Source organism: Synechococcus sp. O70.1 (genome assembly GCF_047462215.1).
Classification (GTDB): domain Bacteria; phylum Cyanobacteriota; class Cyanobacteriia; order Thermostichales; family Thermostichaceae; genus Thermostichus.
The window spans coordinates 129077-141402 of the sequence record NZ_JANSIT010000005.1 but is presented as its reverse complement, the minus strand read 5'-3'; the positions used below and the strand labels follow the sequence as shown (position 1 = coordinate 141402).

The following is a 12326-nucleotide window of genomic DNA, read 5'->3' as shown; positions in this document are numbered from 1 at the left end:
AGACCCGCCTACGCAACAGGCAGAGCTTCGGGAGTGGTGAACCATGCTAGGAGGAGGCGGCTGCCATCTCCCGTGCCAAGACCCATTCCACGAGGGTGCGCACGCCGTAGCCAGTGGCGCCTTTGTTGGTGTAGCCCGAGTCTTTTTCGGCCCAGACGGGACCAGCTATGTCTAAGTGGGCCCAGGGGGTTTTCTCCACAAACTGCTTAAGGAAGAGGGCGGCAGTGATGGAGCCGCCAGAGCGGGGGCCAGTGTTTTTCATGTCGGCTACGGTGGAGCTGAGGCCCTCGAAATAGCTCTCTTCCAGGGGTAAGCGCCAGATCTTTTCGCCCGAGAGGTTGGCCGCCTGCTGCAGCTCCTGGGCCAGCTTCTCGTCGGGGGTGAAGAGGCCAGCAATCTCTTCTCCTAGGGCAATGACGCAGGCGCCGGTCAAGGTCGCTAGGTCAACAATGGCGTCCACCCCCAGCTTTTCGGCAAACACTAGGGCATCGGCCAGGGTAAGACGGCCCTCGGCATCGGTGTTGTTGACTTCGATGGTCTTGCCGTTGGAAGCGGTGAGGATGTCTCCCGGGTGCAGGGCCCGACCGCTAATCATGTTTTCCGTGGCGGCCACGATAAAATGCACCTCTACCCGCGGCTTGAGGGCAGCTAGCGCACGGGCCGCTCCCAAGACGGCTGCCGCCCCGCCCATGTCGGTTTTCATCATGGCAATGCTGCGGGAGTCGGTTTTGATGTTGAGGCCGCCGGAGTCGAAGGTGAGGCCCTTGCCCACCAAGGCCAACTTGGCAACAGGCTCCCCTTCCTTGGGCTTGTAGGTGAGGTGGATAAACTGAGGCGGCAGATCCGAGGCTTGGGCCACGCCCAGGAAAGCCCCCATGCCTAGGGCTTTGCACTCTTCCCGCCCCAGGATCTCCACCTCTAGGCCGTAGTCTTGGGCCAGTTGCCGGGCAGTGTCAGCCAGGGCAGGAGGCGTGATGACGTTGGCGGGAGCAGCCACCAGTTCGCGGGCCAGGATCGTCCCGGCAGCCATCTCGGTGGCCCGCTGAAGGGCGTTCTCACAGTCTTGGCGGGCCTGGGCCAGTCCTGGCACCAAGAGCGTGACTTCTTCAACGGCAAAGCCGCGCTCTTCGTCGGGCTTGGGGGGAGATTTGAAGCGGTTATCCTGGTGGGCCACCAGGAGGCTGGCTTCGGCCACCGCCTGCACTGCTCGCCCCTGATCCAGCCCAGTTTCCGGCAAAGACAGCACTACCTGCTTGGCTTTAAGGCTGTGGGCCTGGCGCAGGCCGTTGGCAGTAGCCCGTCGCAGTCCTTCCAAAGTCAGCGCTGCGGGATCCCCCAGCCCCACCAGCACCAGCTTGCGGATAGGCCCTGGCAGGCGCAGGGCGAGGCTGCTGTTGGGCTTGCCCTGAAACTTCTGTTCTTGAACCGCTTCCGCCACCAGCCCCGACCATACCTTCTCGTCCAGGGAAGCGATCTCAGCAGGCAGCGGGAAGGTGGCGTTTTCGCCGCTGGGGGCAAAGCAGTAGACCAGGGCACATTCGGCCTGCGTTAGAGGTGGCTCGCCAAGACGAAGCTGCATGGGAAACCTTTGGCCAAGCTAGGGACAGCAGACTCTCAGTGTAGCCAATTCTGCCACTTCTGGGCCAGGGGATATGGGCCTTTCCAGTCAATAGCCTTTAATCAGAAAGGGAGAGACCCAAGGGGTATGGTCTGGCGGCGTTCCATCCTTCAGCTTGGGGTTATTGCCTGCGCAATGCTCCTTGCCCTGGCGGTAGGCGGAGTGGGATCCCTGGCTCAGGCGCAGAGACCCCTGGAAGAGCTGCCGCAGCCGGTTCGCCTCAAGCTGCCCCCAGGCCTAGCCCGCTACGCCTACGACAAGTCGGCGGGAGACTACTTCGAAGAGATCGAGCCGCTGCTGCCAGGCGGAGCTTATGCCCAGTGGGCCTTCTACCCCATCCCCGTCTACATCCAGGGGGATCACCCCCAGTGGAAAGCCTTTGTGGAGCAGGCGGTGAAGGAGTGGTCGGCCTATATCCCGCTCAAGGTGGTAGCCAAAGAAGAGGAGGCCTTCTACGGGATGAGCATCTACCGCGTTCCTCCCATTGGCGAGGGAATAGCGGGGGCAGCCCGCCCAGAGTTTTTCTTCGCCGCCGATGGTTCGCTGCAGCAGCGGGTGCGCATTGTTATCGTCGAAGGCCAGGGGCTGGCAGAAGTTACGGCAGTGGCTCGGCACGAGATTGGCCATGGGCTAGGGCTGTGGGGCCATAGTCCCAACCCGCGGGATCTGATGTACGGCGGCCACCACGCCAAGGCCACTGGCAATCGCCGCCTGCTGCGGGTGCCCACCATCACCAAACGGGATCTCAACACCCTGAAGCGGGTTTACGAGCAGCCTACCCTCATGGGCCAGGTCTTCCCGGAAAGCTACCGCCGCCTCTTTGGCCAGGTCTGGGGGGAAAGGCCGTTTCAGAGGGCTTTTGGGGTTGCCGGCAGCTAGAGGCGTAGGAGTTGCCATACCCCCTTTAGTACCATTGCTAGGAGAAAAAAGAGCAACTGGGTGGCAACAATGCTGGGTCCGGAGGGCAGATTAAAGGCTGCCGAAAGGAGGATCCCCAGCACGGCGCTCAAGCCTCCCAAGGCCATGGCCAGCAGCACATAGGTTGTAAAGCTGGATCCCAAAAGCCGCGCCGTCGAAGCGGGGATGACCACAAAGGCGCTTACCAACAGCACCCCCACCGAGCGGATCGACAGCGCCACCACCAAAGCCAGCAGCACCACAAAGGCTAGCCGCTGCCAGCCCACTTCCACCCCTCGCGCCCGCGCCAGCGACTCGTCCAGGGTAAGCAGCATCTGGGCAGGCAAGGTCAGGCCGATGTACCCCAGGGCCAGCAACAGGAGCAGGCCGCTCATCCCCAAAGCTGGCAGGCCGATGCCCAAGATATCCCCGAAGAGCAGTTGGTTGAGGTTGCCGCGGTAGCCAGGGATCAAGCTCAAGCCGAGGATGGCTAGGGCCAGGGAGGAAGAGTAGATGATGTTCAGCACCGTATCCGGCGAAAGCTGGGTGCGTTCCAGGATAAAGGTCACGCCCAGGGCAAACACCACCCCAAACCCCATCAGCACCGCCGTAGGATTCAGCCCCAGGGCTACTCCCACGACAATACCCAAGAGCGCCGAATGCCCTAGGGCATCGCTAAAAAACGCCAACTGCCGAAAGATGACAAAACTGCCCAGCAGTCCCCCCGTCACCCCTGTGAGGATCCCGCCCAGAAGAGCCCGCTGCATGAAGGGCAACTGCAGCAATTCCACCACCCGCGCCCAGGTCTCCGGCATTTCCCCTCCTTAGTGATGGTGGATGTAGCGGGCAAACTCGGGGCCGTAGACGCAGCTCAGCATCTCTGGGGCCAAGGCCACCTCGGGGGATCCCTGGCAGATCAGGGAGCGATTGAGACATAACACGCGGTCGCAATGGCGGGACACCATTTCCAGGTCGTGGGAGACTTGTAGGATGGTCCAGCCCAGGGATCGGCGCAGCTCTTCCAACATCCGATAGAACTCCCCTTCGCTGGGGCTATCCAAGCCGGCGGGGGCCTCGTCCAGCACCAGCAGCCGCCGCGGCCAGACTAGGCAATAGGCCAACAGCACCCGCTTCAGCTCGCCGCCGCTGAGTTGACCCAGGAGTTTAGAGGCCAGGTGTAGAGCCTCGGCCCGTTGCAGGGCTTTCTGGACGGCTTCCTGCCGAGCAGCTTGCTGCTGCCAGGGCCAGCGGGGTCCAAGGGATCCCCAGCCCAGGGCAACAAACTCGGCCACGGTCAGGGGAATGGCGGGGTTGAACTGCAACCGCTGGGGCACGTAGGCAATCTGCTGCCGCACTTTCTGGGGCAAGTACCCCGACAGGCGCAGCGGCTCTCCCAGAATGCCAATCGAGCCACACTGCCGCGGCAGGATGCCCAGGATGGCCTGCACCAACGTGCTCTTGCCGGCACCATTGGGGCCGACAATGGCAGTATGGGATCCCGCCTCCAGCGCAAACGACACATTCTGCACGGCCAACTGGGATCCCCGATAGACCGTCAGCCCCTCCACCCAAAGGACAACTTCGCCCAAGTGGGAGGTCATCGCCCCCTCGCCAGCAGGTGTTCGAGGGCAGCTTGGCCCACCACGGGCAACTGCAGGGGAACCCAGGCCTTTTCCTTCTCAAAGGCGGAGACCAGGTTCTCCACGTTTTGCCGCATGACGGTTAGGTAGTACTCCGGCTCCAGACCCTCTGGGCCAGCCGTTTCGATGGGATCGAAAACGCGGACCTGTACCCCCAGGTCTCGGGCTAAGACCTCAAAGGGGTTGTCTTTGCCCACTTGGGGCTCCACCAGGATGGTCTTTAAGCCCGACTGCCGTACCGTCTCCATGACCCGCCGCACATCTTCCGGAGAGGGATTGGCTTCAGGGATCTCCACCAAGAACTCGGCCTTGAGGTTGTAACGCTCGGCAAAGTAGGGGGCAAAGTTGTGGAAGACCACAAACTTTTTCCCTGCAAAGGGGGCTAGGCGCCGCTCAATTTCCTCGTCCAAAGCCTTGAGCTTCTCGATAAAGGCAGCCGCGTTGGTGCGGTAAATCTCTGCCCCCTCGGGATCCGCAGCCATGAGGCCGTCGCGGATGTTTTCCACCTGCCGGATGGCCCGCCGCGGATCCAGCCAGATGTGGGGGTTTAACTCGCCGTGGCTGTGCTCATGAGGGTGACTGTGGGAGTGTCCATGGCTGTGGCCGTGGGAATGCCCATGCTTTGGCTCCTCCGTCTGCAGAGTCGGGATCCCTTGGCTGCTGTCAATAAGGCGCAGCTTGGGGTTTCCAGCGTTGGCGAGCAATCCCTCCAAAAAGGTCTCCATTCCCAACCCATTGATCACCAGCACATCTGCCTGGGCTAGCAGACGCGCGTCTTCGGGCCGAGCCTGAAAGCTGTGGGTCCCCATCTGGGGAGGGATGAGAGGCCTCACCTCCGCCCGATCCCCCGCCACGGCGCGGGTAAATTGCGTTACCGGCAGGATGGTGGTCACCACCTTCGGGGGGTCGGATCCCTGCTGGGCCTGGGGCTCTTGCCGGCGTGTCTGCGAGCAACCCAGGATCCCGACTGAGAGAGCGGCCACCAGCAAGACCAGCGACCGCACAGGTTGAGCCAAACGCGGAGAGGTAATCCTCTTGGTCATGCGCCCTCCCACTCACGAGACAACAGAAGCGGCAGTGTCGGAAGCGCCTAACTGCTGGAAAGCCAAGGCCCGCTGCTGGAGCAGGGCAAACATGCTCACCAGGCCGTTGCTGCGGGAAGGGCTAAGGCTGAAGTTAAGACCCATCTCCCGCACGAAATTCAGGGAAACCCCCAAGATTTCCTCCGGCGCTAGGCCACTTAGCCCCTCCACCAAAATGGCCACCAAGCCCTTGACCAACTGGGCATCGGCATCTCCCTGGATGTAGACCTTGCCGTCCCTCAATTCGGTGGCCAGCCACACCCGCGAGGCGCAACCCCGCACCAGATTCTCCTCCGTCCGCTGCGACTCGGGGAAAGGGGGCAGGCGCTTGGCATAGGCCAAGAGCAACTCGTACTTCTGACGAGGGGTTTTGGCCTTTTGAAAGCGGCCCACAATCTGCCGCAGAGCTTCGGGCATCAACCCACTGGCTGAATGAGAATGATAATCAAAATCGTAGCACGCCGCCTCAGCGCCTGCCGACGCTGTGAGGGGCAGCCTAGGCCAGTCAGCGTTGGCGGGTAGCCTAGATCTTGCTACCGCACCGAGCGATAGCCGCCTTTTACTCCCCTTGGGGAGAGGACCAGTTGCCAGAGCTGGCTGGCCCGGGCCTTGAAGCTGCCAGCGCTCATTAGCAGGTAAAGCCGCCACATGCGGCGGAAGCGCTCGTCGTAGCGCCTAGCCAGTTGGGGCCATGCCCGCTCAAAATTGGCGTGCCAAGCTTTTAGGGTGGCCACGTAGTTGATGCCAAAGTTGTGCCAGTCTTCCAACACGAACAGGCCCTCGAAGGCCGCGGTTATTTGACGAGGCGAGGGCAGCATCGAGTTGGGAAAAATGTAGCGCTCAATCCAGGGATCCCGCCCCTGGTAGGCCACGTTGCTGCCGATGGTGTGCAGAAGAAACAAGCCATTGTCGTTCAACAAGCGGCGGGCTACCTGCATAAACGTTCGGTAGTTTCGGTAGCCAACATGTTCAAACATGCCGACAGAAAGGATGCGATCAAACTTTCCCTGGGTCTGGCGATAGTCTTCTAACCGAATCTCGACCGGCAGGCCGCGGCAGCGTTCGCTGGCCAGTTTGGCTTGCTCTTTGGAAACAGTAATCCCCACAACCTGCACCCCGTAGCGTTCGGCCAGGTACTGAGCCGTGCCGCCCCAACCGCAGCCAATGTCGAGCACGCGCATGCCGGGCTGCAGATCCAGCTTGCGGGCAATGAGATCCAGCTTGGCTTCCTGGGCCTCGTCCAGGGTCTGCGCCCCCCCATCCCAGTAGGCACAGCTATAGATCAGGCGGCGATCCAGCATGGCCTCGTAGAGGTCGTTGCCGAGGTCGTAGTGGCGCTGGCCAACCACGAATGCCCCCTTGCCCCGCTGGCGGTTGACAAAGTAACTGTCCAAAGCCACTAGAGGCTGAATTAGCCAACCCACCCGCTGCGGCACCTGGGCCGTCAGGAGACGACAAACTAACTCATCAATGGCCTCGCAATCCCACCAGCCCTCCATGTAGGCCTCGCCAAAGCCCAGGGATCCATAGAGCAGGCAGCGCAGGTAGAGCCGCTCGTCGTGAACTTGAATATCCCAGGGCTGTGAGCCATTGAGGGTTATACCGGCAGCATCCAGAACTCGAAGCGCATACTGACGCGCCAGCCGGTGCAAGCTGTTGAGTCCTTTCCCCATCCCTACGGATCCCTCACTGCAGGGAAACTGACTCAACAAATACACCCCAAGGTGGCAAGGGATCCAACAAGTTGTTTCCAATTTCTAGGGATCCCCCCGAAGGGGGAACAAGAGAAGCGGAAGCAAGGGGGGCCTATGACTGTGTACCGCGTGGAGGGCAAAGAACCCTGGCACTACCAAGCTAGGAGGTTTCCAATTTCTAGGGATCCCCCCGAAGGGGGAACAAGTTCTATATAGATATGCCTAACGAAGAAAAGGCTAGGTACAGTTTCCAATTTCTAGGGATCCCCCCGAAGGGGGAACGAAGAAGACTACCTAGACTAGACCTCCTCCCATAATCGAGTTTCCAATTTCTAGGGATCCCCCCGAAGGGGGAACAGAAAGGAGGAAACCATGAACGCACCCAAGTTACCCGCGTTTCCAATTTCTGGGGATCCCCCCGAAGGGGGAACACGGAGAAAACGGAGACTAGCCATGAGAGAAGCCATTCATAGTTGTTTCCAATTTCTAGGGATCCCCCCGAAGGGGGAACTCTACCCCTATTAAACCCAAGCAGGGCAAGGAATGCAAGACCCATTTGCGAGGGGGTCGGTCGAAGAGGGCAAAAAAGAGCTTGGGAGAGGGGGGTGAGAGGCCTGAAAGCCTTGTGGCGCAAGGCATCGAGCGGGTCAACGAAAGAATCGGCCTTTGCGGGTTTTGGCGAGGCGCTCGCAAAAGCGTTGATACCGTTTTTGTGTGCTTTTGAGAACATCAAGTACTGAAGTGGGTGGAGAGTTGCTTGAGCTAGACAACGATCGAGTGGGGGGGTGCAGTTAAGGGGGGCCCACCCCAGATTTCCACTTGGTCAAGGGCGTGGCTGGTGAGGGGATAGAAGCGGACGCTGTCCTCATCGGGCTTGACCCTTTTCCGGAGCCGTAGCTTGAGCTCCTCGAACTTGTCCTTGTCGAGGACACACTCGAACACGCTGTATTGCACGCGCTTGCCGTAGCCTTCTAGCAGGTCGGCAATTTTCTTGCGGCGCTTATCACAAGGGGTGTCGTAGGTAACGACATAAAGAAACATCAGCGAATCCGGTAAGGCTGATACAGGTCTTGAGGATTATAGACAGAATGCTTAAATTTCTTAACCTGCTGCGTCAGCAAATCCCAGCGGGGTTGATCCCCATCGGGGGTTTGGATGGATCCCTCCATTCTCTGGAGAAAAGCTTTGAGATACTTCTTTCTGCCAGCATCGCTGAGAAAACAGCCCCCATCTCGATACTCGAAGTCTTCTTGGATATCCATAACACCGCTGTTGACCAGCCACAGTACCAGTGAGTCCACAATAGGCGCTCGGAACTCTTCCAGCAAATCGGAAACCAAAGCAGCGTGGCGTTCGCTGCTGGCATGTAGGCAACCTTGATAGGGATCCAAATCTTGCAGCTCAATTAAGGTTAATAGGTGGTTCCAGAGCACCATGTAGCCAAAGCTGAGCATGGCATTCACTGGATTGGTGGGCGGCTGTCGGGTGCGCTTGATCAAAACAAATCCTTTTTGTTGTAAGCAATTGCCCAATTCGGGAAAATACAAAGCTGCGCCGATCCCTTCAATGCCTCGCAATTGATCCAGCGAAGTAGCCTGCAGAGCTTGAGCGGCCAAGTGTTCCAGGCTGCGCAGGGTTAGATCCCCTGTCTCAGTGGGGCGCTGCCTGAGCTGCCTCATCAGCAGCACTCGGCTATTGAGAAGCTTGGCTCGCACCATCTGGGCTGCCGTTTGCAATCGCCATTCTTCAGGGAGCGCCTGTTGCCAATGGGCCAGGCGGCGGTAGCCCCTTTCAATGGGAATGAGGCGACCGTAGCAATAGCCGAGCCGGGAGAGGTAGGCAATGGGGATATTGCGCTTCAAGCACTCCCTCACAACATCGGTAGTCACCTGAGAGCGGCCAAAGATTAAAATTTGCTCCAGCAAGGGCAGAGGCATCTCTTGCAAGAGCGACTCGCCCAAATGAACCAGCACAAACTCTTGCCTGAGGCTTAGCCTGCACCCTTGCTGGGAAACATACAAGGTTCGCATTATTGATCATCTCGACGCAGACTCTCTGAGCCTCGCCTTGGCTCTATGGAAGTGCTGGTCTTGGATTGGCGCTCTTCTGGCAAAACCTCCACGTCAATTTCAGGGCTTGACAAAAGATCCATGACCATCTCTGTTAAGCTTCCAGAAAAGAAGCTGGCAATGGCAACCAAAATAGTGTTGGTAATCACGGCTGCCAATCCCAAAGGGGCAATTAGCAGGATGGCCAGCGTGATCGAGCCGTTGACCACAGCTGTAACAAGGTTTCTAAGAACTTTGGCATTGATCCTCTTTTTAGACATTTTATTCCTCCTCTAGAGATTCTCCAAGATCTCTACCCCAAGGGCCAGATTATTCCAAAATCGTCAGCATTTTTCCTGAGCTGTTCAAGATAACTTTTCCTAGGATCCACCGTTGCCCCAAAAACAGTAACCACTTGGTAATCATCCAAATCGGCAATCCAAACCGGAGAGGGCACAGCACCACCCTGTACACCCCCACACAAACATCGGTCGTACCGGCCTTCTCTCTGCCGACCCAAGCGATGCAAAGTTGCCAGGGCATAGGGCTTGTGGAAATCTTTCCTGCCGCTGCAGACTACAATCTTGCAGTTGGCATCTACCGCTTCTGGCCATTTATCCCTGTCAACTCGGCCAAAACTTTGTGGGCTGTTGGGGTTAATGGCTTGCTGGGTTAGAGTCTTGAGAGCCTCAAAGAAGCTGCCCAGTCGCTTTTGGAAAAGCTTCTGAAACTCGACCACCGATCCTGGCAGCTCCCAGAAGGGACTCTCTGACTTGGGAATTAGGGTAGAGCCGCGCCACCAGGGAGGCCGGTCGCGATCCTGGCGGGAGTAGCAGGGTCTTCTAGCACCTTGGCCCACACCCCCCAGATGGAACATCATCCAGGTGAGGTTAGTAAAGAGCCTTTTCACCGCCTCCTGCTCTGCTTGGGAAGCGTAATTTTGGCACTCGCTAGAAAAACTCAAGACAAGGATCCCTTCCTGTTGGCCTGCGGCTTCTCCTCGCTGATTGGGCTCCGGCCGAGAGACTTTGCCGTTCAGCAAATCCACATGGATCCAGCCGTGTTTTTGCTGGGGAGTGATGGCCCCAAAAAGTTGCCCCTCCCATTCCTGCACCTGCTTCACGGGCAAAACACCCAGGGCAAAGGTTCGAAACCAGTAGCGCAGCATGTTCTTAAAGGCTACCGGTCGGACTTCGGCAATGGGTCGATTATCATAGCGATTCCTACCCGGATTCCAGTTAGCTACTTGACGCCCGTGAATGAGTTGGCCTTCTAGCTCGAAGGGCAGCCGCAGGAATTCCCCTGGCATCTTGTCCAGCGATTTTCCTAGGGGGATCAGCCGGCCATAGCCAGTATTTACCTGCGATCCCACCCCTTGCTCTAGGCCCCGGATCAGCCACTCCTTGACTTGAGCCAATATCTGGTCAGTACAGCCGGGGCCTTTGCGCAGGCCAATTAAAAAAGTGGCTTGCTTGAGAGAAAAGAACAAGTTAGGGTTAGGCGAGTAGTCAAGATTTTTTCCATTCCATTTCCAGATACTATTGGCAATATCTACAGCTAGACCCCCCGTTTTAGAATTATCGGGATCCTCTCGCCGTTGGGGCCGAGTGGGTACCGGGTAGGCATCCAAAAAAATAACCTTGCCAGCACTATCTTTGTCCTCAGCTTCCAGGTGCCCAAGCCAGGGTGCCACTGCTTTATCCGCCTCTTTCCAAGACAGGTTGTGCTTCTGCATCAACTCTCGAATAGCCTGGGCGCGGGCTACCCCTCGCAAGGTGGAGCTGGGAATGTAGGGGATCCCTAAGTGATCAAAAGCGGGCAGCAGCATGCTCTCTGGACCCTTGGCCCCACCGACTCGAATTCGCCAGGGACAAGTAACCTGAAAGGTGTCGCTGGCAATGCGTTGGGTGCGCTCATTCAAAACTTTCAGGCGGGCTCCAAGGTTGATCGTTGTTTCCACTTGGTGCGCCAGCTCCGCCTTGGTGCCGTCTTTAAAAGCATCGAGCGGCGCTCGCATCCAGCGCAGATATTCAATAAAGCCAGCGGTGGGATCCGGCCTGGGCGTGGGATCCAAGGGGTGACCCAGCCAAGGCGAGGGCGGAGGATTGTTGCCTCCTCCACCGCGCGGCTGGTTTCCCCCTCCATTGCCTCCTCTAGGAGAATTAGGGCCCCGATTTTCCTGAGGCGGCCGGCGGCTGGGATCCCCTGGCTTGGGGGGACGAGGAAGCGGCTGAGGAGCGTTGCCAGGACGAGTAGGGCGATTGCCAGTCATGGGATCTTCTCCAAAAGTGGGAAACAGCGTTAGGAATTGCCAAGGGTTTGCCGAAATTTGCGCAACATAGCGCTGGTGCCAATTTCTAGGGCGCGTCGAATGAGTTGAGGTACAAGATTGGGGATGTCGAAGTCTGGAAAAAGCCAGCTGCAGCTTGATTCTACGTAGTCTTCTCCCTGCAGAATAAAGATCCGCAAACTTCGCTCACCCAAGATCCAAACTTCCGGCACGCCGATGGCTCTATAGGCCTCGATAAAAGTTCGGGAAGTAACGTCGGACTCGATGGCCAGATCAGGTGGGGGCAACTGATCGACATCGATCCTGCCCTCGCAACCTCGCACCAACTCCAGGTGATTGACATAGAAGCAGGTGTCGGGCTCCACGCCAGCTCTGCCTGGCTTTTTGAGGGTTGTTGAGCCAAAGTCTTCCCAATCTCTCCCCTGAGCATCTAAGAGAGCCTTTACAATGTCACTGGCAATGCGATGAAGGCGCTCGTGTTTGGATAAAGGAGACATGATCTCAAAAGTGCCATCGTAGTAGGCAATGCGAGTGTGGCGATCTTCGCCCAGCTCCTCCAGAATGCTCTCGCAGTCTTGCCAGGTAAGAGAATGAATAACCACTCGGCTGCCTTCTTGCAGGGAAATCGCTTGCAGGGGGATCGCGACGCCCATTACTCTCCTCCTTTAATGTCGTGGTAGATGGCCATAGCCCAAAAGCCGAATTCCTGAGCCAAAGCCAGACCTAGCCCTGTTAAACCTAGATACTCTTCAACTCCCAATTGCATAAGACGATCCAGGCCGTTGGAGTTAGCAATTCCCTTTTGGCCAGAGATCTCTTCTAGGCAATCAAAAAACTCCTTGACTACTTGTTTTTTCCCTTCCTGGTTGAGGGCATCTTCTTCTGCCTTAAGGCGCAGCAGGCCCCAGGTGGAAAGGTAGGTGTAGAGCTCCACAGCCTGGTTTTTCTGCTCCTTAAGCTTTTCTTGGTCTCTGGTTTGAGCCCTTAACTGGCGAAGGGATTCGTAAACGGGCTTGGCCAACGTGCGGGGATCAAAAGTTTCCATAAAGCCTCCTCA

General features: G+C 58.0%; 13 protein-coding genes and 1 CRISPR repeat array. Of the genes, 1 reads left to right on the top strand and 12 read right to left on the bottom strand.

The genetic code is table 11. From position 1 onward, the window contains the following. Positions 1-46 precede the first annotated feature (46 nt). Positions 47-1579, bottom strand: coding sequence for a leucyl aminopeptidase (locus tag NW833_RS04725; RefSeq protein ID WP_414411718.1), 1533 nt, complete (start codon positions 1577-1579; stop codon positions 47-49). Between the two features lie 126 nt (positions 1580-1705). On the opposite strand from NW833_RS04725, the gene NW833_RS04720 reads away from it, so the two are divergent. After that, a complete protein-coding gene (locus NW833_RS04720) occupies positions 1706-2497 on the top strand; it encodes a hypothetical protein (protein ID WP_414411717.1) in 792 nt (263 codons plus the stop codon). Here NW833_RS04720 and NW833_RS04715 read toward each other — a convergent pair. From NW833_RS04715 to NW833_RS04665, 11 genes are all read right to left on the bottom strand, one after another. Continuing rightward, positions 2494-3330, bottom strand: coding sequence for a metal ABC transporter permease (locus tag NW833_RS04715; RefSeq protein ID WP_414411716.1), 837 nt, complete (start codon positions 3328-3330; stop codon positions 2494-2496). The genes NW833_RS04720 and NW833_RS04715 overlap by 4 nt on opposite strands. A 9-nt stretch (positions 3331-3339) precedes the next feature. Beyond that, the gene (locus tag NW833_RS04710) at positions 3340-4116 is read right to left on the bottom strand and encodes a metal ABC transporter ATP-binding protein (RefSeq protein WP_414395651.1); all 777 of its coding nucleotides are present in this window, start codon (positions 4114-4116) and stop codon (positions 3340-3342) included. Next, a complete protein-coding gene (locus NW833_RS04705) occupies positions 4113-5198 on the bottom strand; it encodes a metal ABC transporter solute-binding protein, Zn/Mn family (RefSeq protein WP_414411715.1) in 1086 nt (361 codons plus the stop codon). The genes NW833_RS04710 and NW833_RS04705 overlap by 4 nt, the downstream gene beginning before the upstream one ends. Before the next feature lie 12 nt (positions 5199-5210). Then, positions 5211-5654: a SufE family protein gene (locus tag NW833_RS04700; protein WP_414395655.1), complete on the bottom strand. Its 444-nt coding sequence runs from the start codon at positions 5652-5654 to the stop codon at positions 5211-5213. A gap of 116 nt (positions 5655-5770) precedes the next feature. Further along, positions 5771-6910, bottom strand: coding sequence for a cyclopropane fatty acyl phospholipid synthase (cfa, locus tag NW833_RS04695; RefSeq protein ID WP_414411714.1), 1140 nt, complete (start codon positions 6908-6910; stop codon positions 5771-5773). A 73-nt stretch (positions 6911-6983) separates the two neighbouring features. Further along, positions 6984-7442: a CRISPR direct-repeat array (repeat unit 36 nt; unit sequence GTTTCCAATTTCTAGGGATCCCCCCGAAGGGGGAAC). A 251-nt stretch (positions 7443-7693) separates the two neighbouring features. Continuing rightward, a complete protein-coding gene (gene cas2 / locus NW833_RS04690) occupies positions 7694-7972 on the bottom strand; it encodes a CRISPR-associated endonuclease Cas2 (RefSeq protein ID WP_011431332.1) in 279 nt (92 codons plus the stop codon). Further along, positions 7972-8961, bottom strand: a complete 990-nt coding sequence (cas1, locus tag NW833_RS04685; RefSeq protein ID WP_414411713.1) for a CRISPR-associated endonuclease Cas1 — start codon at positions 8959-8961, stop codon at positions 7972-7974. The genes cas2 and cas1 overlap by 1 nt, the downstream gene beginning before the upstream one ends. Then, positions 8961-9260 carry a CRISPR-associated protein Csx18 gene (gene csx18, locus NW833_RS04680; protein WP_414411712.1) on the bottom strand — a complete coding sequence of 100 codons (300 nt, stop codon included), beginning with the start codon at positions 9258-9260 and terminating at the stop codon, positions 8961-8963. The genes cas1 and csx18 overlap by 1 nt, the downstream gene beginning before the upstream one ends. 32 nt (positions 9261-9292) lie before the next feature. Continuing rightward, the gene (locus tag NW833_RS04675; RefSeq protein WP_414411711.1) at positions 9293-11251 is read right to left on the bottom strand and encodes an RAMP superfamily CRISPR-associated protein; all 1959 of its coding nucleotides are present in this window, start codon (positions 11249-11251) and stop codon (positions 9293-9295) included. Positions 11252-11280: 29 nt separating this feature from the next. Next, entirely contained in the window at positions 11281-11922 is a 642-nt protein-coding gene (locus NW833_RS04670; protein ID WP_099812779.1) for a Uma2 family endonuclease, read from the bottom strand. Then, a complete protein-coding gene (locus NW833_RS04665; protein WP_099812778.1) occupies positions 11922-12314 on the bottom strand; it encodes a hypothetical protein in 393 nt (130 codons plus the stop codon). The genes NW833_RS04670 and NW833_RS04665 overlap by 1 nt, the downstream gene beginning before the upstream one ends. Positions 12315-12326 lie beyond the last annotated feature (12 nt).